Source organism: Streptomyces sp. NPDC101225 (genome assembly GCF_044767585.1).
Classification (GTDB): domain Bacteria; phylum Actinomycetota; class Actinomycetes; order Streptomycetales; family Streptomycetaceae; genus Streptomyces.
The window spans coordinates 1-20,831 of sequence record NZ_JBIWOE010000057.1; the positions used below are offsets into that span (position 1 = coordinate 1).

The 20,831-nt window shown below is 73.2% G+C and carries 9 protein-coding genes; 3 read left to right on the plus strand and 6 right to left on the minus strand.

Translation table 11 applies throughout. The features are described 5' to 3' along the window. Nucleotides 1-112: 112 nt before the first annotated feature. Nucleotides 113-1,039 carry a phytanoyl-CoA dioxygenase family protein gene (locus tag ACIRPX_RS41740; protein WP_404205328.1) on the minus strand — a complete coding sequence of 309 codons (927 nt, stop codon included), beginning with the start codon at nucleotides 1,037-1,039 and terminating at the stop codon, nucleotides 113-115. Nucleotides 1,040-1,634: 595 nt separating this feature from the next. Here ACIRPX_RS41740 and ACIRPX_RS41745 point away from each other — a divergent pair. Beyond that, a complete protein-coding gene (locus tag ACIRPX_RS41745) occupies nucleotides 1,635-2,960 on the plus strand; it encodes a PLP-dependent aminotransferase family protein (protein WP_404205329.1) in 1,326 nt (441 codons plus the stop codon). A gap of 188 nt (nucleotides 2,961-3,148) precedes the next feature. Here ACIRPX_RS41745 and ACIRPX_RS41750 read toward each other — a convergent pair whose 3' ends face one another. Further along, nucleotides 3,149-3,910, minus strand: a complete 762-nt coding sequence (locus ACIRPX_RS41750) for an ABC transporter permease (RefSeq protein ID WP_404205331.1) — start codon at nucleotides 3,908-3,910, stop codon at nucleotides 3,149-3,151. Beyond that, nucleotides 3,907-4,887, minus strand: coding sequence for an ATP-binding cassette domain-containing protein (locus ACIRPX_RS41755; protein ID WP_404205332.1), 981 nt, complete (start codon nucleotides 4,885-4,887; stop codon nucleotides 3,907-3,909). Before ACIRPX_RS41755 ends, ACIRPX_RS41750 begins: the two co-directional genes overlap by 4 nt. A 247-nt stretch (nucleotides 4,888-5,134) precedes the next feature. Between ACIRPX_RS41755 and ACIRPX_RS41760 the strand changes: the two genes are divergently transcribed. Continuing rightward, nucleotides 5,135-5,710 carry an IS607 family transposase gene (locus tag ACIRPX_RS41760; RefSeq protein ID WP_404205333.1) on the plus strand — a complete coding sequence of 192 codons (576 nt, stop codon included), beginning with the start codon at nucleotides 5,135-5,137 and terminating at the stop codon, nucleotides 5,708-5,710. Next, nucleotides 5,703-7,334, plus strand: a complete 1,632-nt coding sequence (locus ACIRPX_RS41765; RefSeq protein WP_404205334.1) for an IS200/IS605 family accessory protein TnpB-related protein — start codon at nucleotides 5,703-5,705, stop codon at nucleotides 7,332-7,334. The genes ACIRPX_RS41760 and ACIRPX_RS41765 overlap by 8 nt, the downstream gene beginning before the upstream one ends. On the opposite strand, the gene ACIRPX_RS41770 is transcribed toward ACIRPX_RS41765, so the two are convergent. Genes ACIRPX_RS41770 through ACIRPX_RS41780 form a run of 3 tightly spaced genes read right to left on the minus strand, consistent with a single transcriptional unit; the run spans nucleotide 7,327 to nucleotide 20,821 of the window. Beyond that, nucleotides 7,327-8,049, minus strand: coding sequence for a thioesterase II family protein (locus tag ACIRPX_RS41770; protein ID WP_404205335.1), 723 nt, complete (start codon nucleotides 8,047-8,049; stop codon nucleotides 7,327-7,329). The genes ACIRPX_RS41765 and ACIRPX_RS41770 overlap by 8 nt on opposite strands. Continuing rightward, complete coding sequence (locus tag ACIRPX_RS41775) at nucleotides 8,046-13,028, minus strand: amino acid adenylation domain-containing protein (protein ID WP_404205336.1); 4,983 nt, start codon at nucleotides 13,026-13,028, stop codon at nucleotides 8,046-8,048. Before ACIRPX_RS41775 ends, ACIRPX_RS41770 begins: the two co-directional genes overlap by 4 nt. Beyond that, nucleotides 13,025-20,821, minus strand: coding sequence for an amino acid adenylation domain-containing protein (locus ACIRPX_RS41780; RefSeq protein ID WP_404205337.1), 7,797 nt, complete (start codon nucleotides 20,819-20,821; stop codon nucleotides 13,025-13,027). Before ACIRPX_RS41780 ends, ACIRPX_RS41775 begins: the two co-directional genes overlap by 4 nt. Nucleotides 20,822-20,831 lie beyond the last annotated feature (10 nt).

Below are 20,831 nucleotides of genomic sequence, written 5' to 3' on the forward strand. Positions count from 1 at the left end.
GCGGGGGGGGGGGGGGGGGGGGGGGCGGGGGGCCCCCCCCCCCCCCCGCCGGGGGGCCCCCCCCCCCGGGGGGGGGGGGGGGGGGCCCCCCCGCCGCCCGGGCCCGGGGGTGTCAGCGCTTGGCGGTGCCCGCCCGCAGCCGGTCGATCATGTGCCGGGTGGTGTCCAGGGGGCTCTCCTCGACCGGTCCCGCGGAGCGGGCCGGCAGCGCCGCGTTCAGCTGCGCCACCCGGGCGTCCCAGGCGTCCTGCCCGGCGAAGGGCACCGTCTCGCCCTCCTGGAAGGCGGGGAAGGGGCGGTAGGTGTTCAGGCCGGCCTCGTCGGTGCCGCGCACCAGCAGCGGGTCGAGGTAGATCCCGTCGCTGTGGATGCGGGTGGTGGTGGAGATGTAGCCCATGTCCAGGCCGCAGCGCCGCTTGGCGGAGGTGTTGGGCTCCGAGCAGTGCAGCAGGTTGGGGTGGTGGATGGACACGTCACCGGGCTGCAGCTCGATGTCCACGACGCCGCGCTCCTCGGCCCACTCGCGCACCAGGTCCTCGTCGGAGGCGGAGAAGAGCATGTTGTCGGTGTCGGTGCGCACCGACGGCTTGTGCAGCGGCAGCACATGGCTGCCGGGGATCATCCGCAGGCAGCCGTTCTCGGTGGTGGACTCGTCCACCGCCAGCCACACCGTCAGCGCCTGCATGGGGCTCAGCGACCAGTAGGCGCCGTCCTGGTGCCACAGCACGGGCTGCCCGTCGTAGGGCGGCTTGCAGATGTAGTGGGCGGTGAAGCAGGCCAGGTCCGGGCCGAGGAAGAACTCCGCGATGTCCACCAGGCGGCGGTCGGAGACCAGCCGGGCCCAGAAGGCGTCGTTGCGGATCAGCGGGTGGTGGAAGTGCTCGGGGCGCAGGTCCGGATACTTGCGGGTGAGCCAGTCGACGTGGGCTGCCACCTCCTCCAGGAGGTCCTGCGGCACGACGTTGCGGATGATGGAGAAACCCTGCTCGGCGTATTCCGCCGCGGCCTTCTCCAAGACCCCGTCGCCAAGTGTGGTCATGCGTCAGCTCCTTCTCAGGTGTCAAGTACCGCCGCTCGGCGGGAAACGGCTCTCTTCCGGCGGCGAGGCGCACACGGCGCTGCCGCTCGTCGAGTTCACTCCCGGAAATCCGGATATGGAGAGGTGGCCGAACCGGAATGCCCGTGCGGCAGCGCCAGGACAATGCGGTGGATGATCGGCCGGGCGGCTCGCTTCGTGGTGTGCGGATCGACGGCTCATGCCCTGTCGCGATTCGACCGGGCCGGGTCAGCTCCGGCCACGTCGCGGCGGCAGGCCCTGAGCTTTCTCGCCATTCCTCAGCAATCCCATACTCTGTCCGCCGGGCAGGGGGTGTCAATGTCCGAAAGCCCCGCGGGAAGGGGCCTTTCGGGGCCTTCGGCGGAAGGCCGGTGTCCCGCCGACGGGACGGTGGAAAAGAGGTGCCTTCACCGCGGCGGGCAGGTTCGCTCTTCACGTCCCGCCGGGCGGAGTTCTATTCTTGAAAGCCCGCGATCGGGAATTCCATGGAGCACTGCCCTACATCAACGACACCAGCTCGAGGCTGAGTTGTCCGGCGGATGAGGATGACGCGACTATGCCCCCAAAACCAGGGCCGATGCGGCTGAGTGTCACCGATCTGCACGCCTCGGTCGACGATCCCGCGCTCACCTCCATGACCTTGCTCAACGAACTCGCGGGACGGTATCCGGACGCGGTCTCCTTCTCGGCCGGCCGGCCGTTCGAGGGCTTCTACGACGTCGACGACCTCGCCCGTCATCTCGCCACGTTCCGCCGTCACCTCGAGCACGACAAGGGCCTGCCCGCGGAGCTGGTGCGGCGCACGTTCTTCCAGTACGGCCGCACCAAGGGGTTCATCCACGAACTCATCGCCCGCCAGCTGCAGATCGACGAGGGCCTGACGGTGGACCCGGAGAGCATCGTGGTCACCACCGGCTGCCAGGAGGCGATGGTGCTGCTGCTGCGCGCCCTGGTGCGCGACCGGCGCGACGTCGTGCTGGCCGCCACGCCCAACTACGTCGGCTTCATCGGCGCGGCCCGGGTGGCCGGCGCCCCGCTGCGGGCCGTGCGCGAGCACGAGGGCGGCATCGACCTGGACGACCTCGCCCGGCAGATCCGGGCGGCCCGGCGCGAGGGGCTGCGCCCGCGCGCCTGCTACGTCGTGCCGGACTTCGCCAACCCCAGCGGCGCGAGCATGTCGCGCTGCGACCGCGTCGCCCTGCTGGAGCTGGCGGCGCGGGAGGAGATCCTCGTCATCGAGGACAACCCCTACTCCCTCTTCCACGCCGGCACCGCCGCGCCGCCCACCCTCAAGGCGCTGGACGAGCGGCACCAGGTGGTCCACCTCGGCTCGTTCGCCAAGTCGGCGTTCGCCGGCTCCCGGGTGGGCTACGTCATCGCCGACCAGCCCGTCACGGCCGGCGCGGCACCCGGTGTGCTGCTCGCCGACCACCTGGCCAAGCTCAAGAGCATGGTGACGCTGAACACCTCCACCGTCGCGCAGGCCGTCATCGGCGGCTACCTGCTGGAGAACGGCTGCAGCCTGAAGCGGGCCACCGCCCGCGAGGCCGCGGTCTACCGGCACAACCTCGCCACCCTGCTGCGGCGGCTGCGCTCGGTGTTCGCGCCCGCGCCGGGCACGGCGCCGCAGGTGTCCTGGAACACGCCGCAGGGCGGCATGTTCGTCGTCCTGACGCTGCCGTTCCCGGCCGACGACGCGCTGCTGGAGTACTCCGCCTCGCGGTTCGGGGTGCTGTGGACGCCGATGCACCACTTCTACGGCGGCACCGGCGGCTTCCACCAGGCCCGGCTGTCCTTCAGCGTGCTGACCCCGGACCAGATCGCGCTGGGCGTGGACCGGCTGGGCAAGCTCGTCCAGGACCAGCGCGCCCGGCGCCCCGCCGCCGCGGCCGCCCACGCCTGAGACACCCCTCTCCCCTCTCCCCCGGCCCGCGTACAACGGCCCCCGAACTCTGCGGAGTGCGGGGGCCGTTGACCGTCCACCCGACGGCGGGATGTACGGCGGCGGGCGTACGGAGCCGCCCCGGCGGCGTGGCGCCGGGGCGGCTGGAAGGGGGAAGGGGGTGATGGTGGCCGGGGCGGGGCGGGGGGTCAGGCCCGCTTCTTGAAGGTGGAGACCGCCCAGAGGTAGCCGACGACGGCGAAGCCGACGCACCAGGCCAGGGCGGCGGCCGCGTCGGAGCCGGAGGGGTGGCCCTGCAGCAGGCCGCGCAGGGTCTCGATGATCGGGGTGAAGGGCTGGTACTCGGCGAACTGCCGCACGCCGGCGCCCATGGTGTCGGCGGGCACGAACGCGCTGCTGAGGAACGGCAGCATGATCAGCGGGACGGTGCCCAGGCCGGCCGTCTCCACCGACTTCGCGGCCAGTCCCAGGGCGACGGTCAGCCAGCCGGCGCCGAAGCTGAGCAGGACGAGCAGGCCGATCGCGCCGAGCCAGTCCGCCGCGCTCGCGGAGGGGTCGAAGCCCATCGCGAAGGCGACGCCGATCAGGGCGGCCTCGGCGACCAGGCAGCGCACCGTGGTGATGACGACGTGTCCGGTCAGCACCGAGCCGCGGGAGACGTCCATGGTCTTGAACCGGTTGATGATGCCCTTGGTCATGTCGTCGTTGACAGCCGTGGCGGTGGCGCCCAGGCCGTAGCTGACGGCCATCACGAGCAGGCCCGGGGTGGCGTAGTCGATGTAGGCGTCGCCGACGCTGAACGCGCCGCCGAACACCTTCACGAACATCAGCATGATCACGATGGGGAACAGCACCGCGTTGAAGACCGTGGTGGGGTTGCGCAGGGTGTGCTTGAGATTGCGGCGCAGCATGATCGAGGAGTCGGCCAGCGGGGTGGCGAGGGTGCTCATCGTGCGATCGCCTCCTCGGCGCGCTCGGCGTCCGCCTGTCCGGCGGCGGCGGATCCGGTGGCCGTGCGGTCGGTCAGGGCGAGGAACACGTCGTCCAGGTCCGGCGTGTGCACGGAGAACTCCTGGGCGTTGAGGGTGTGTTCGTCGAGCCGGTCCAGCAGGGCGCGCAGCGAGCGGGACTGGCCGTCGCTGGGCACCCTCAGGGCCAGTTCCTCCTCGTCGCGGGTGGAGCCGGGCAGGAGGCGGGCGGCCGCGTCGAGTTCGGCCGGCTCGGCGAAGCGCAGCCGCACGTGGGTGCCGGGGATCTGCCGCTTGAGCTCCTCGGCGGTGCCCTGGGCGACCAGCCTGCCCTGGTTGAGGACGGCGATCCGGTCGGCGAGCTGGTCGGCCTCCTCCAGGTACTGGGTGGTGAGGAAGACGGTGGTGCCCTCGGCGACCAGTTCGCGGACGATGCCCCACATGGTGCGCCGGCTGCGCGGGTCCAGGCCGGTGGTGGGCTCGTCGAGGAAGATGATCTGCGGGCTGCCGACCAGGGTCATCGCCAGGTCCAGCTTGCGGCGCATGCCGCCGGAGTAGGTGGCGGCCATCTTGTCCGCCGACTCCCCCAGGTCGAACCGTTCGAGCAGGCGCGTGACCACCTCGGCCCTCGCGGGCACGCGTTTCAGGTCCGCCACCAGCTGCAGGTTCTCCCGGCCCGACAGCAGATCGTCCACCGCGGCGAACTGGCCGGTCACGCCGATGGCCGCGCGGACGTCCTTGGTCGCGCTCGCCACGTCGTGTCCGGCCACGCGCGCCGTGCCGGCGTCGGCCGCCAGCAGCGTGGTCAGGACGTTCACCGTCGTGGTCTTGCCCGCCCCGTTGGGGCCGAGCAGGGAGAAGACCGATCCCGCGGCGACCTCGAAGTCGATGCCGTCGAGCACGACCTTGTCGCCATACGCCTTGCGCAGCCCTGAGACTGCAATCGCGGAACTCTTCATGCTGCCACTGTCCCCAGCCGGCCTGACGGCGGCCTGTCACGGCCCTGCCATGCCCCTCGAGAGCTGCTGGAGGCGGCCCGTCGCGGCCGCCGCACGGCGCGGAGGGCGTCCGCGGCCGCGGACGCCCTCCGGTCAGATCCCCAGCCCGTGCCGGGGCGTTGTGGTGCCGTCAGGGGGTTTCAACTGCTGACCCTTGAGATCGGATAAGTGAGCGTAACCACATGTGAGTGAGTGTCGTTGTCGGAGTGTGAATCTGACGGAATGGGCGAAGACGCAGGGTGTGCATCCGCAGACCGCGTATCGCTGGTTCCGTGAGGGGACGTTGCCGGTACCGGCTCAGCGGGTCGGACCGCGCACGATCCTGGTGAACATCGAGACCCGCATCGCTCCGGAGGCGGTGGGCGGCCTGGGGCTGTATGTCCGCGTCTCCTCCCACGACCAGAAGGGCGATCTGGAGCGGCAGTTGGCCCGGTTGTCCGCGTGGGCGGTCAAGGCGGGCGGCAGGGTCGTCCGGGTCGAGTCCGAGATTGGCTCGGGTATGGACGGCAGCCGCAGCAAGGTCCGTCGCCTGCTGGCCGATCCGGACGTGACCTGCGTGGTCGTGGAGCACAAAGACCGGCTCGGTCGCATGAACGTCGAACTCATCGAGGCTGCCCTGTCCGCACACGGTCGCCGTCTCGTTGTCCTGGATGACGGCGAGGTCGAAGACGACCTGGTGCGGGACATGGTGGAGGTGCTGACGTCGTTCTGCGCCCGCCTGTACGGGCGCCGGTCGGCGAAGAACCGGGCCAGGGCCGCGCTGGAGGCCGCCGAACGTGGCTGATTCCAAGTTGCGGGCAATCAAGGCGCCGTTCGTGGCGCTCGGGCCGTCCGGGGTGGCGATCCGCGACCGACTGGGGCACCTCACACCCGAGGATGAGAAGGTCTTGCGGCTGGTCGGCGGTCATCTGGGCACGCTGGCCGGGCGGGACCTCAAGGCCCGATGCCAGGCTGGGCTGGACCATGACACCGACGCCTGGGCGGAGCGCAAGCGCGCTCTGACCGAGGAGTCGTCGTCGAGGTGGGCCGGTTCGATCACGAAGGCCACGCACGATCAGTGGGCTCTGTCCCGCCGGGCTCAGCTCGCGCATATCCACAACCTCGAAGCAGGGGTGCGCACCATCGCGCACCGCCTGTCCCTGCCGGTCGGTGAAAGGGGAAGCAAAAGGGCGCCGGGCGGATACCGCAGCGCGCAGGAGTGGTTCACCAAGACCCGCCGTCTCCACCTGCTGGAAGACCGGCTGGAGGCCGCACGCGCCGACCGTGAGTGGGGAGTCGTACACGTGGTGCGGGGAGGGAAGCGGCTGGCGCGCACCCGGCACAACCTTGAGGCAGCCCAGCTCACCGAGACCTGCTGGCGCCGGGAGTGGGAGGCCGGGCGGCGTTTCCTCCAGGCAGACGGGGAGTCCGGGAAGCGATTGGGGAATGAGACGATCCGCGTCACCCCGGACGGCGAAGTGAGCATCAAGCTCCCCACACCGCTGGCGCACCTGGCCAACGCCCGGCATGGCCGGTACGTGCTCACCAGCACCGTCCAATTCCCCTACCGAGGCGACACCTGGCGCGATCGCGTCACCGCGAACCGGGCCGTGGCCTACCGCATCCACGAGAACGTGGAGCGGGGCCGCTGGTACCTGACTGCGTCGTGGACGATTCCGCCGGTCAAGACCGTTTCCCTGGACGCCGCACGCGCCGGCGGCATGGCCGGGGTGGACACCAACGCCGATCATCTCGCCGCCTGGCGGCTGGACGAGCACGGCAACCCGATCGGTGAGCCCCGCCGCTTCTGCTACCAGCTCGACGGCTCCGCGGATCATCGTGACGCACAGGTCAGGCAAGCTCTCATCCGACTCCTGCACTGGGCTGCCCGGCACAACCTGAGCATCGCGATCGAGGACCTGGACTTCACGGCGGAGAAGACCCGCGAGAAGCACGGCCGCCGCAAAAAGTTCCGCAAGCTGATCTCCGGCATGCCCGTGGCCAAGCTGCGTGCCCGGCTCGTGTCCATGGCCGCCGAACTCGGCGTGACGGTGGTCGCAGTCGATCCCGCCTACACATCGAAGTGGGGCGCCCAGCACTGGCAGAAACCGCTGACCAGCACGAACCGCAAAACCACCCGACATGACAGCGCTGCTGTCGCGATCGGACGACGCGCCCTGGGGCACCCGATCCGGCGACGGACGGCACCGCCCCCGCACGACCGGAGCGATTGTGCGGGGCATCGGACCGTCCAGGCCGAACCGGGCACCCCAGGGCGTGAGGGAACCCGCCCCCACATCCCCGGACCACGGACACGATCCGTGTCGCCGGACGCGGAGCGAAAGCGGGCGACCAGGACACCCAAAACCGTTCGGGATGTCCGCAGTGCACAGGTATGGGTCCAAGACTCACTCCTGCTCACTAATTAGGAACGGTGGAGTGTGCCTCGATGACGTCGAGGATCTGCGGGCCGTGGTCGACGAGGTACATGTGGTCGCCGGGCAACTCCGTGTAGTGGAAGCCGGCCGTGGTGGCGTCCCGCCACTGCCGGGCCTCCTCGGCGGTGACCAGGCCGTCGTGGTCGCCGCGCAGGGAGCAGATGGGGACCGGCACGGGGGTGTCGGTGCTGGGCCGGTACGCCTCGTGCATCTCGCAGTCGGCCTGCAGGGCGGGCAGGATCAGCTCCCGCATCTCGGGGTGGTCCAGCGCCTCGTGCCGGAAGCCGGCGAACTCCTCGACGCGGGCGAGGAATTCGTCGCCGCGCAGGCCCGCCGCGCGGCGTTCGCGCTGGGTCCAGGGGCCCGGTGAGCCGCTGACGACGAGCCCTTGGACGGGCACGCCGCGGGCGAGCAGCAGGTGGGTGAGCTCGTAGGCGAGGACCGCGCCCAGGCTGTGGCCGAACAGCACCGTGCGGGTGCCGGGGCCGAGGTCGGCCGCCACCCGGTCGATCTCGTTCTTGGCCGCCTCGACGACGTTGCGGTAGGGCTCCTGCATCAGCCGGCGTTCCCGGCCCGGCAGTTCCACTGCCGTAACCCGCCAGCGGCCGGCGGCCGGCTCTCGCCAGGGGTGGAAGAAGGAGGGGCCGGCCCCGGCGAACGGCACGCACAGCAGTGTGGCCCGCTCCCCCGCGTCCGCGGCGCTCACCGGGCGGCCAGCCTGCGGGCGATGACCTGCATGATCTGGCCCGCCGGTTTGGGCATGTGCAGGTCGTGGTGGGTGGCGTCCACGTCGAACTCCTCGATGGTGCCGGCCACGTGCGGGCGCCAGTCGGGCCCGTAGGAGGTCAGGCCGTCGACCTTGTCCAGCTTGGCGTTGAAGTACAGCAGGTCGCCGCGGTAGACGGGCGAGTCGAACACGCCCATCTTCTGCAGGTTGTTGGCGCCGACCCGGGCCATGGTGTCCAGGAAGGCGTCCATGTTGCCGGTGTTCATGAACTTGCCGAAGACCTCCTCGACGTCGGCCCGGTAGAGCTCCTTGGTGCGGCCGGCGACCTCGCGGAAGCCGTTGTCGGGATCGGAGTTGGCGGGCTGGGAGTCCAGCACGGCCAGCAGGGCCACCTCGAGGCCGCGCTGCTCCATCGCGGCGGCGACGGCGTGGGCGATCGGCCCGCCGAAGGACCAGCCGATCAGGTGGTAGGGGCCCTCGGGCTGCACGGCGAGGATCTGGGCGAGGTAGTCCTCGACCATGTCCTCGACCGAGTCGGCCACCGGCTCGGTGCCGTCGGAGCCGCGGGACTGCAGGCTGTAGGCGGCCCGGTCCGGCACGTGCGGGGCGAAGGTGAAGAACGCCCAGCCCAGGCCGCCGCCGCCGTGGAAGAACCAGACCGGCTCCTTGCCCGTGCCGGGGTCCCGGTTCAGCGGCAGCACCACGCCGAAGGAGTCGGCGTGGTCGCCGGGGATGCTGCCGACCAGCAGCAGCGCGGCCAGTTCGGCGACCGTGGGGTACTGGATGATGGTGCGCAGCGGCATGTCGACGTCGAACCGCTTGCGGATGCGGGCGCTGAGCCGGGTGGCGAGCAGGGAGTGCCCGCCCAGGGCGAAGAAGTCGTCGTTGATGCCGACCCGCTCGAGTTTGAGCAACTCGGCGAAGAAGTCGCACAGTTGCTCCTCGTGGGAGTTGCGCGGCTCGCCGCTGCCGGCGGTGGGCGCCTGCTCGGCCGGCAGCGCCGAGCGGTCGATCTTGCCGGCCGGGTTCAGCGGCAGCCGCGAGAGCGCCACCATCGCGGCCGGCACCATGTAGTCCGGCAGCCGGGCGGCCAGGTGGGCGGGCAGTTCGGCCAGCAGCGGGCCGATCGCCTGGGCCAGGGCGGGGGTGTTGGCGCGGATCCGGCCGGCCACCGGGCTGGGCACGAACGAGCCGGTCACCGGCCGGGGGGCGGGCAGCAGCAGCGCGTCGAAGCTGTGCGGGGCGTCGGTGGCGGGGGTGAGGACGGGGTGGAGGTTCTTGCGGCGGGCCAGGGCGGCGACGTCCTCGGGGTCGACGGGCCGGCCGGCGGGCGCATCCAGGTCGACGACGCCGGCGTAGAGGGCCGCGACGCTCTCCTCGGCCAGCCGGGCGCTGGGGATCGCGGTGAGGCGGAGGGGGCCGCGGGCGTGGTCGGCGAAGTCGCTCAGCGCGGCCAGGTCGCCGACCTCGGCCCACGGCACCGCGGGCACGCCGGACAGGTCCAGGACGGCGGCCGGGTCCTTGTGCAGGACGACCTCGTAGCGGTGGCGGGTCAGCGCGTTGTGCGCGGCGCCGGCCTTGAGGCGGATGTCGACGCCGGTGCCGTGCGCGGCGGCGAAGTCGGTGAACCATTCGGGGGCCAGGGCCAGTTCGCGCTGGGCGAGCAGGGCCGCCTCGACCGCGGAGCGGATCTCCTCGTGGGAGGCGTAGGGCTGGGCGGCCTGCTGCTGGGCGGCCGCCGCGATGCGCAGGGTGGCGGCGTTCTTGACGTCGCCGACGATCAGCCGGCCGCCGGGCGCCAGCAGGCCGAGGGCCTGGGTGAGGACCTGGGCGAGGTAGCCGGCGCTGGGGAAGTACTGCACCACCGAGTGGACGACGATGGTGTCGAAGACGCCGGCGGGCAGGCCGCCGATGTCGTCGGCGGCCTGCACGCGCAGGCGGACCCGGTCGCCGAGGCCGGCGTCGGCGACCTGGGCGCGCAGCCGCTTGACCGCGGCGGCGCAGAAGTCCGTGGCCCAGTACTCCTCGACCTGGCCGGCGACCTTCGCCAGCAGCAGGCCGGAGCCGGCGCCGATCTCCAGCAGCCGGCGCGGGGAGTGGGCCAGCACGTGCGCGGCGGCCGCGTCCTGCCACTGGCGCAGCTGGCCGGGCGGGACGGGTTCGCCGTCGTAGAGGGCCGTCCAGGTCTGCACGTCCTCGCCGAGCGGCTCCTCGGCGGCCTGCGCGTAGTGGTCGTCGTGGATACGGCGCCAGGCCTCGACCTGGGCGTCGTGGTCGGCGACGGCGGTGTCCGGGTCGGGTTCGACGTAGGCGACCAGGCGCGCCTCGCCCTTGTGGTCCTCGCGGACCACGACGGCGGCCTGCTTGACCGAGGGGTGGGCGCTGAGCACGTGCTCGATCTCGCCCAGTTCGATGCGGAAGCCGCGGACCTTGACCTGGGAGTCGGTGCGGCCCAGGTATTCGACCTGGCCGTCCTTGTTCCACTTCACCAGGTCGCCGCTGCGGTACATGCGCCGGCCGGGCGCGCCGAACGGGCAGGCCACGAAGCGCTGGGCGGTCAGGGCGCTCTGGCCGAGGTAGCCGCGGGCCAGGCAGGTGCCGGCCAGGTAGAGCTCGCCGGCCACGCCGGGCGGGACCGGGCGCAGCGCCGCGTCCAGGATGTAGACCTGGTTGTTCCAGATGGGGCGGCCGATGGGCACCCGGTCGGCGCCGGGCACGTGCTGGTAGCCGGTGATCTCCACGGTGGCCTCGGTGGGGCCGTAGAGGTTGTGGGCGGCGCAGCCGGGCAGCAGGTCGGTGAACCGGTTGGCCAGGGCGGCGGGGAAGGCCTCGGCGGCGACCTCGATCCAGCGCAGGCTGGTGCAGCCGGCCGCGGCGGGTTCGGTGACGAACGCCGACAGCAGGGAGGGCACGAAGAACGCGCCGGTGACCCGTTCGCGGCGGATGAGGCCGGCGAGGTAGGCGGGGTCGCGGCGGCCCTCGGCGCCGGCGACGACGACGGCGGCGCCCGTCTGCAGGTGGGAGAACATCTCCGGCACCGAGGCGTCGAAGCTGGCCGAGGTGTGCACCAGCATGCGGTCGGCGGGGGTGACGTCGAAGTGGTCCAGGCCCCAGGCCAGCCGGTTCATGATGGAGCGGTGGGCGACCGGGACGCCCTTGGGGCCGCCGGTGGAGCCGGAGGTGAAGATGACGTAGGCGGCGTTGTCCTCGGACAGGGCGCGCACCGGGTCGGTGTCGGGGTGGCCGGTGGTGTCGGGCAGGGTGTCCTCGAGCAGCAGCAGCGGGTCGGCGCCGGCCAGGATGTGCCGTACCCGGTCGGCGGGCAGTTCGGTGTCCAGCGGCACGTAGGCGGCGCCGGCCTTGACGACGGCGTAGACGGCGACCAGCAGGTCGACGGAGCGGGGGATCTTCACCGCGACGATCTTCTCGGGGCCGGCGCCCTGGGCGATCAGCCAGTGGGCGAGGCGGTTGGCGCGCCGGTTGAACTCCGCGTAGGTGAGGCGCTCGTCCTCGCCGATGACGGCGGTCGCCTCGGGGGTGCGGGCCACCTGGGCCTCGAAGGCGTCCGGCAGGGTGGTGGGGGCCAGCGGGCGGGCGGTGTCGTTGATCTGCCGTACCAGCCGGTCGTGTTCGTCGGCGTCCAGCACCTGCAGGGAGCTGATGGGGGCGTGCGGGGCGGCGGCCAGCTGCTCCAGCAGCCGCACGAAGCGGGCGGCGATCCGTTCGGCGGTGTCCCGGTCGAAGAGCTGGGTGGCGTACATCAGGTCGCCGCGCAGCGCCCCGGCCGGGTCGTGGGCGAGGCTGAAGAACAGGTCCGCCAGGGAGGTGTGGGTGAGGAACTGCTCGAACCGGGCGGTGAGGCCGGGCAGTTCGAAGTCGGCCTTCTCGAAGCTCTGCCAGGCGAACATCACCTGGAACAGCGGCTGGTAGGAGGTGGAGCGGTCGGGGTTGATCAGCTCGACCAGCGTCTCGAAGGGCACGTCCTGGTTCTCGTAGGCGGCCAGGGCCTTGTCGCGGATCTGCGGCAGCAGGTCGGCGAAGGAGGGGTTGCCGCTCAGGTCGACGCGCAGCACCTGGGTGTTGACGAACAGGCCGACCAGGTCGGCCAGGCCCTCGTCGGTGCGGCCGGCGATCGGGTTGCCGATGGTGACGTCGTCGCCGCCGCCGAGGGTGTTGAGCAGCACCCCGAGCGCGGCCTGCACCACCATCGACATGGTCATGCCGCGCTCGTCGGCGAGTTGTTGCAGGGCGGCCGCCACCGGGGCGGGCACCTCCAGGCCCAGGGAGTCGCCCTGGGAGGTGCGGGTGGCCGGCCGCGGCCGGTCCAGCGGCAGGCTCAGCGGCTGCGGCACACCGGCCAGTTCCTTGCGCCAGTAGTTGGCCTGCGCCGCGGCCAGCGAGCCGGCGTCGGTGACGTCGCCGAGCAGTTCGCGCTGCCACAGCGCGTAGTCCTTGTAGGTCACCGGCAGCGGCTCGTAGTCGGGTGCGCGGCCCTTCAGGCGGGCGGTGTAGGCGAGGGTCAGGTCGCGGGCCAGCGGGCCGCCGGAGACGCCGTCGGAGGCGATGTGGTGGATCAGCAGGACCAGGAGGTGTTCCTCGGGGGCGCACCGAAACAGCCGCACCCGGAAGGGGATGTCGGCCATCAGGTCGAAGCGGTGGGCGATGAAGGCGTCCACCGCGCCGGGCAGTTCCTCGGGCGTCACCTCGACGACGGCGACCTCCACCGGCGCCTTGGCGGCGGGCAGGATCAGCTGGTGCGGCTCGTCGTTGTCGTCCAGCACGTAGGTGGTGCGCAGCGTCTCGTGCCGGGCGACCACGTCCCCGAGGGCCGCGGCGAGGGCGTCCTGGTCCAGCGGCCCCGACAGGCGGAACGCCGGGGAGATGTTGTAGGTCTCGGCCCCGCCCTCCAGCTGGTGCGTGAGCCACATGCGGCGCTGCGCGAACGAAAGCGGAATCACGAGTTCTGCTCCTCTACGATCATCCTGCGGAGAGCGGGGCGGAGGGGGACGGCCGACTCCTCGGCCCAGGCGGCCAGTTGGGCCACCGTCGGCAGGTCGAAGATCTTGCGGATGGGGATCTCCATGCCGATCTCGGCGCGGGCCCGGGTGATCAGCCGGGTGGCGAGCAGGGAGTGCCCGCCCCGTTCGAAGAAGCCGTCGTCGATGCCGACCTGCTCCACCCCCAGCACGTCCGCGAACAGGGCGGCCAGGGCCCGTTCCTGGGCGGTGCGCGGCGCCCGGAAGGCGGTGGTGGCGGCCAGTTCGGGTGCGGGCAGGGCCCCCAGGTCGAGTTTGCCGTTGGGTGACAGCGGCAGCCGCTGAAGCGGCACGTGGACGGCCGGCACCATGTACTCGGGCAGCCGGCCGGCCAGGTGCGCGTGCAGGGCGGCGGTGTCCGGGACGGGCCGGCCGGGCGCGGGCACCAGGTAGGCGGCCAGGTAGGGGGTGGTGCCGTCGGGCTGCCGGGTGACGACGGCGGCCTGGGCGATGTGCGGGTGGGCGGTCAGCGCCGCCTCCACCTCGGCGGGTTCGACCCGGTAGCCGCGGATCTTGACCTGGGTGTCGATGCGGCCCAGGTGGCGTATCTCGCCGTCGTCGGTGAGGCTGGCGAGGTCGCCGGTGCGGTACATGCGGGTGCCGGGCGGCCCGTAGGGGTCGGGCACGAACCGGTCGGCGGTCAGGGCGCTCTGGCGGTGGTAGCCGCGGCCGGCGCCGGCCAGGTACAGCTCGCCGGGGGTGCCCGGGGGCAGCAGGGCGAGGCCGGGGTCCAGGACGTAGGCCCGCACGCCGGGGAAGGGCCGGCCGATGGGCACCCCGTCCGGATACGGCTCGTCGGGGTCCAGCAGGTGGCCGGTGGCGTAGAAGGTCTCGCTGGGGCCGTAGCTGTTGATGACGCGGGCCTTGGGCCAGCGGGCGCGGACCCGCTCGGCCAGCGCCGGGGTGAGCACCTCGCCGGAGATGTTCAGGGCGGTGGGGGTGATGCGGTCGGCGAGCTGGTCGACGAGTTCGGCGAAGGCGGAGGGCACCGAGCAGACGACGTCGACGTCCCAGCTGTCGCGTTCGGCCAGCTCCAGCACGTCGCGGACGATCTCGGCGGTGCCGCCGGTGGTCAGCGCGGCGAACGTCTCGAAGGTGGCGACGTCGAAGCCGAACGAGGCGGCCACCAGGATGCGCCGCCCGTCCTGCGCGCCGGCCTGGCCGACCATCGTCTCGACGGCGTTGACGACCGTGGTGTGGGTGACGCCGACGCCCTTGGGCACGCCGGTGGAGCCGGAGGTGTAGATGACGTAGGCCAGGCTGTCGGGGCCGGCCGCGGCCCGCCGCCCCGCCGCGGCCGGCGCCGGGGCGGGGGCGGTCAGGTCGACGTCGTCGAGGAGCAGCAGCGGGATGTCGGTGGCCGGCACCAGGGGCCGGCGGCCGGTGTCGGTGAGGATCAGGTGCGGGCGGGCGGTGGGCAGCACGTGCGGCAGCCGGGCGGCGGCGTAGGCGGGGTCGACGGGCAGGTAGGCGCCGCCCGCCTTGAGTACGCCCAGCAGCGCCACCACGGTGTCGACGGTGCGCGGCAGGACGACACCGACCACGCGCTCCGGGCCCACCCCGCGCGCGGCCAGTTCGGCGGCCAACGCCTCGGCGCGGGCGTCGAGTTCGGCGTAGGTCAGCGAGGCGCCCTGGGCGGTGACGGCGACCCGCTGGGGGGTGCGCGCCACCTGCGCCTCGACCAGCTCGGTGAGCGTGGTGCGGTGGGCGCGGGCCGCGTCCTGGTCGAAGCGGGCCAGCATCCGCTCCCGCTCCCCCGGCTCCAGCGCGTCGAGCTGGGCCAGCTTGCGGTCCGGGTCGCCGGCCAGCTGCCGCAGCAGGCGCACCAGCCGGCGGCCGTGGCGCTGCACCGTCGGCCGGTCGAAGACGGCCGGCGCGTACTGGATGACCAGCTGCAGGTGCGGGTCGGCGGCCGCGGTCAGGCACAGCGCGTAGTGGTTGCCGGCCGAGGGGCGCAGCCCGGTGAAGGTGATGCCGTCGGCGGCGTCGCTGGCCGCGCCCAGGCCCTCCCGGTCGACCGGGTAGGACTCGAAGACGACGAGGGTGTCGAACAGGGAGCGCACCCCGGCCGACTTCTGGATCTCCGCCAGCCCGTAGTAGTGGTGCTCCGCCAGGGCCGCCTGCCGGCTCTGCAGCCCGCCCAGCATCTCGCCGACGCTCTGCCCGGGCGGGCAGGTGACCCGCACGGGCAGGGTGTTGATGAACATGCCGACCATCGACTCCACGTCCGCCACCGCGGGCGGCCGGCCGGAGACGGTCGCCCCGAACACCACGTCCTGGCGGCCGGTGAGCCGGCCCAGCAGCAGCCCCCAGGCGGCCTGCACCAGGGTGTTGACGGTGACGCCCAGCTGCGCGGCGCGGCGCACCAGGTCGTGCGCCTCCTGCGCGTCCAGCTCCACCTCGACCTGGTCGCGGCGGCCGTCGTCGCGGCCGGCGGCGTCCGGTGCCAGCAGCGCCGGCTCGGCGATGCCCTCCAGCTCGGCCGCCCAGGCCGCCGCCGCGGCTTGCGTGTCCTGCCGGGTCAGCCAGGACAGGAACTCGCCGAAGTCGCGGGGGGCGGGCAGCGCGGACAGGTCGCCGTCGGCGGCGTACAGCAGCAGCAGGTCCTGCATCAGCAGCGGTGTGGACCAGCCGTCGTAGAGGGCGTGGTGGGCGGTCAGCACCAGTTCGGGCCGGTCGGGGTCGAGGTCGGCGAGGGCCAGCCGGATCAGCGGCGGCGCGTCGGCGCGGAAGTAGCGGGTGCGGTCCTGTTCGAGGAAGGCCTCGAACCGTTCGCCGCGTTCGGGTTCGGGCAGCGCGGTCAGGTCCAGGTGCTGGAAGGGCAGGGTCACCGTCTCGGGCACGACCTGCACGAGGTCGCCGTCGGCGCGGGGCACGAACGCCGCGCGCAGCGCCGGGTAGCGGTCCAGCAGGGCCTGCCCGGCCCGCTGCATGCGCTGCGCGTCGACCCGGCCGGACAGGTGGAAGACCAGCTGGATGTGGTACGGGTCGAAGGACGCCCCGGCCAGCATGGCCTGGAAGAGGATGCCGGACTGGGCGGGGGTGGCGGGCCACAGGGTGGTGAGGGCGCCGAAGCGCTCCTGCCAGCGGTCGATCTCGTGCTGGCCGACCTGGACCAGGGGGGCGTCGCTGGGGGTGAGGCCGCCGGCGTCGGCGCGCAGGGTGTGCCGGGCCAGCGCGGTCAGTGCCTGGACCCACAGCCCGGCCAGCTCGGTGACCTCCTCGCGGGTCAGGACGGTGGTGGCGAAGCCGAAGTAGGCGGTCAGTTGTTCGCCGTCGCCGGTGTCGGCGGCGACCGCGTTGATCTCCAGCGCGGACAGCACCGGCATGTCGGCGTCGGGGGCGGCGATCAGGTCCTGGTGGCCGGTGTCGGGGGCCCAGCCCAGGTGGCGCAGCTCCTCGGGCAGGTCGGCGGCGGAGGCCTTGCCGAGGTAGTTGAAGCCGATCTGCGGCCGGCGGGCGGTGCGCAGGGCGGCGGCGGTGCGCGGGTTGAGGTGGCGCAGCAGCCCGTAGCCCAGGCCGTGGTCGGGCAGGGCGCGCAGCTGTTCCTTGACGGCCTTGACGGCCTGGCCGGCCGCCGGGCCGGCGGCGAAGGCGTCGGTGAGGTCGATGCCGGTGACGTCCAGGCGGGCCGGGTACATGGCGGTGAACCAGCCGACGGTGGCCGACAGGTCGGCGCCGGGCACGAGGTGTTCCTCGCGGCCGTGGCCCTCCAGCCGGACCAGGGTGGGGGCGGGCCGGGTGCCGCGGCCGCGGTGCCAGCGGGCCAGTGCGAGGGCGAGGCCGGCCAGCAGTCCGTCGTCGGCGCCGCCGCGGAAGACGGCCGGCAGCGTGTCCAGCAGGGTCCGGGTGACGTCGGCGGGCAGCTGCACGCGGACGGTGTCCACGGTGGAGGCGACGTCGCGGGTGCGGTCCACCTCCCGCGCGCCCAGCAGTGGTTCGTCGCCGTCGAGCAGTTCCTGCCACAGCGGGAGCCGGGCCATCTGTTCGTCGCTGGTGGCGGCCTCGGCCAGGGCGTGGCACCAGCGGCGCAGCGAGGTGGCGCCGGCGGGCAGTTCGGGCTCCCTCCCGGCCCGCACGTGCTTCCAGGCGGCGGCGAGGTCGGGCAGCAGGACGCGCCAGGACACGCCGTCGACGACGAGGTGGTGCAGCACGATCAGCAGCCGGTCCGCGGCCGCGTCCGGGGTGGTCAGGTGCACGAACTGGGCCATCCGGCCGGCGTCCGGGTCCAGGCGGCCGGCGGCGGCGTCCAGGTCGGCCTGCACCCGGGTGGCGTCGTAGGGGGTGTGGTGCAGCAGGGCGGCGGCGCGCACGCTGCCGGCCGGCTGCATGCGCAGGCCGGGGTTGACCCGGTCCAGGCGGGCGCGCAGCGCGTCGTGCCGGTCCAGCACCGCCTGCAGGGTGGCGAGCAGGTCGGCCCGGTCGATGCCGCGGGGCAGGGTCAGCAGCGCCGACATGCAGAACCGGCCGATGCCGCCGCCCAGTTCGAGGACGTGGGCCGCGGTCGGCGGCAGCGGGGCCCAGCCGACGGCGCCGCCGGGCAGTTCGGCCAGCACCACGCGTTCCTGCTCGCCGCGTTCGGCGACGAGTTCGGCGAGCCGGGCGACGGTGCGGTGCTCGAAGATGTCGCGGGTGGTGACCAGCACGCCGCGGGTCTTGGCGCGGGCGACGACCTGGATGGAGCGGATGCTGTCGCCGCCGCTGGTGAAGAAGTCGTCGTCGACGCCGACCTGTCCGGCGCCCAGGACGTCGGCGTAGACGTCGGCCAGGACGCGTTCGGTCGCCGTGCCGGGGGCGCGGTAGGCGGTGCGGGTGAACTCCGGGGCGGGCAGGGCGGCCCGGTCGACCTTGCCGTTGGCGGTCAGCGGCAGCCGGTCCAGGACGACGAGCTGGGCGGGCACCATGTAGTCCGGCAGGCGTTTGGCGGCGAAGCGCCGCAGATCCGCCGCCGACACCGCGGCGTTGATGTCCACGTCGCCGCCGGCCGCGTCGGTGCCGCGCGGGGCGACATGGCCGACCAGGCGTGTGGTGCCGGTGGGGTCGGCGCAGACGGTGACCACGGCCTGGCCGACCGCGGGGTGCCGGGCCAGCACGGCCTCGATCTCGGTGGGCTCGACCCGGATGCCGTTGACCTTGACCTGGTGGTCGGCGCGCCCGGCGTAGGTCAGCTGCCCGTCGCCGTCGAAGCGGGCGAGGTCGCCGGTGCGGTACATGCGGGTGCCGGGCGGGCCGAAGGGGCAGGCCACGAAGCGTTCCGCGGTCGCGGCCCCGTTGCGGTGGTAGCCGCGGGCGAGGGGGCCGGCCAGGTAGAGCTCGCCGGCCACGCCCGGCGGGAGCGGGGTGAGTTCGGGGCCCAGGACGTGGGCGCGCAGGTTGGCCAGCGGGGCGCCGATGGGCACCGCGCCGCTGCCCGGCCACGGTCCGGGCACGGTGAAGGTGGTGGCGTAGAAGCTCTCGGTCTGCCCGTAGGCGTTCATCACGCGGGTGGCGGGCAGGGCGGCCTGCACCTTGCGCACCAGGTCGCCGGAGAGGGCCTCGCCGGCGAACACGACGGTGTCCACGGCGAGGTCGAGGCCGCCGTCGCCGCCGGCGGCGATCTGGTCCAGCAGGGCGGCGAACACGGCGGGGACGGCGCTGAGGGTGGTGCCCGACCAGCTGTCGCGTTCGGCGAGTTCGAGGACGTCGCGGACGATCTCGACGCTCGCGCCGCTGGTGAGGGCGGTGAACAGTTCGAACACGGAGACGTCGAAGTTGACCGAGGTGGCGGCCAGCATGCGCGCGCCGGGGCCGACGCCGGTGCGGCGGCGCAGCTCGGCGAGGCCGTTGACGACGGTGGCGTGGGTGAGGGCGACGCCCTTGGGGGTGCCGGTCGAGCCGGAGGTGTACATCACGTAGGCGAGGTGGTCGGGGCCGGTGCCGCTGTGGGCGGGGTCGGCGACCGGGCCGTCCAGGGCGAGGTCGAGGTCGAGGCCGTCCAGGTGCAGCACGGGCGGCCGGCAGCCGGCCACCGTCCGCTCGGTGTCCTGGTCGGTCAGGACCAGGGCGGGCGCGGCGCTGTCCAGGAGGCGGTGGACGCGGGCGGAGGGGTAGCCGGGGTCGATGGGCAGGTAGGCGCCGCCGGCCTTGAGCACGGCGAGCAGGGCGACGGCCAGGTCGGTGCCGCGGGGCAGGGCGACGGCCACCAGGGCGTCCGCTCCCACGCCGTGCTCGCGCAGGATCGCCGCGAGCCGGCCGGCGCGCACCTCCAGCTCGCCGTAGCTCAGGCAGTCGCGGCCGGCGAGGACGGCGGGGGCGCCGGGGGTGCGGGCCGCCTGCGCGGCCACCAGCTGTGCGACGGTGGCGGCGGGCCGCGGCGCGGTGGTGTCGTTCCAGCGGGCCAGGCGCTCGTGTTCGGCGGCGGTGAGCACGTCCACCGCGCCCAGCCGGGTCTCGGGTGCGGCGACCACCTGGGTGAGGATGCGCACGAACCGGTCGACGAGGAGTTCGGCGGTGGTGTGGTCGAACAGCTCGGTGGCGTACTCCAGGCGGCCGTAGGCGCCGCCGGCGGCGGCCGGGACGATGTTGAAGAACAGGTCGAACTTCGCGGTGTCGGTGCCCGCCGGGAGCGGGGTGATCTGCAGGCCGGGCACGTCGAGGTCGGACCAGGCGAACTGCCAGGCCAGCATGACCTGGAACAGGGGCTGGTAGGCGGTGGTGCGTTCGGGGCTGAGGAGTTCCACCAGGTGCTCGAAGGGCACGTCCTGGTGGTCGTAGGCGCCCAGCGCCCGCTCGCGCACCTGCTCCAGCAGTTCGCGGAAGGTGGGGTTGGCGGACAGGTCCACTCGCAGCACCCAGGTGTTGGCGAAGAACCCGACCAGGTCCTCCAGCTGCTCATCGGCGCGGCCCTCGATGGGGCTGCCGATGGTCAGGTCGTTGCCCGCGCCGAGGTGGTGCAGCAGCACGGCCAGGACGGCCTGGGCGAGCATCGGGGCGGTCGCGCCGTGCGCGGCGGCCAGCCGGCCCACCGCGGCGATCAGTTCCGGTTCGAGCTGGAAGTCGACGTGCCCGCCGTGGTGGCCGGCCCGGGTGGGGCGCGGCCGGTCCAGCGGCAGCTGCACCGGCTGCGGCACGCCCGCCAGTTCGCCCCGCCAGTAGGCGAGTTGCTCGGCGGCGACGCTGTCGGGGTCGTCCTCCTCCCCCAGCATCTGGCGCTGCCACACGGTGTAGTCCTTGTACTGCACCGGCAGCGGCTGCCACTGCGGCGGCGTGCCGTGGCGGCGGGCGGCGTAGGCGGCCAGCAGGTCCCGCAGGAAGGGGCCCATCGACGCCCCGTCGGCGGCGGTGTGGTGGAAGACGAACACCAGCACGTGCCGGTGCGGTGATTGCCGCAGCAGGCCGGCGCGCAGCGGCAGGTCCGCCTCCAGCGCGAACCCGGCGGACGCCATCTCGCCGACGGCCGCCTGGACCGCGTCGGCGGCCACCTCCCGCACCGGCAGCGGCACGTGGGCCTGGGCGGGGGTGAGGATGTGCTGGGCGGGGGTGCCGTCCTCGTGCTCGACCAGCAGGGTGCGCAGGCTCTCGTGCCGGGTGACGACGTCGCCGATCGCCGCGGCCAGCGCGTCGGTGTCCAGCGGGCCGTCCAGGCGCAGCACGAACGGGATGTTGTACGTCGCCGACGGTCCCTCCAGACGGTGGAGGAACCACAGCCGGCGCTGAGCGAAGGACAACGGGATCATCGCGGAACTC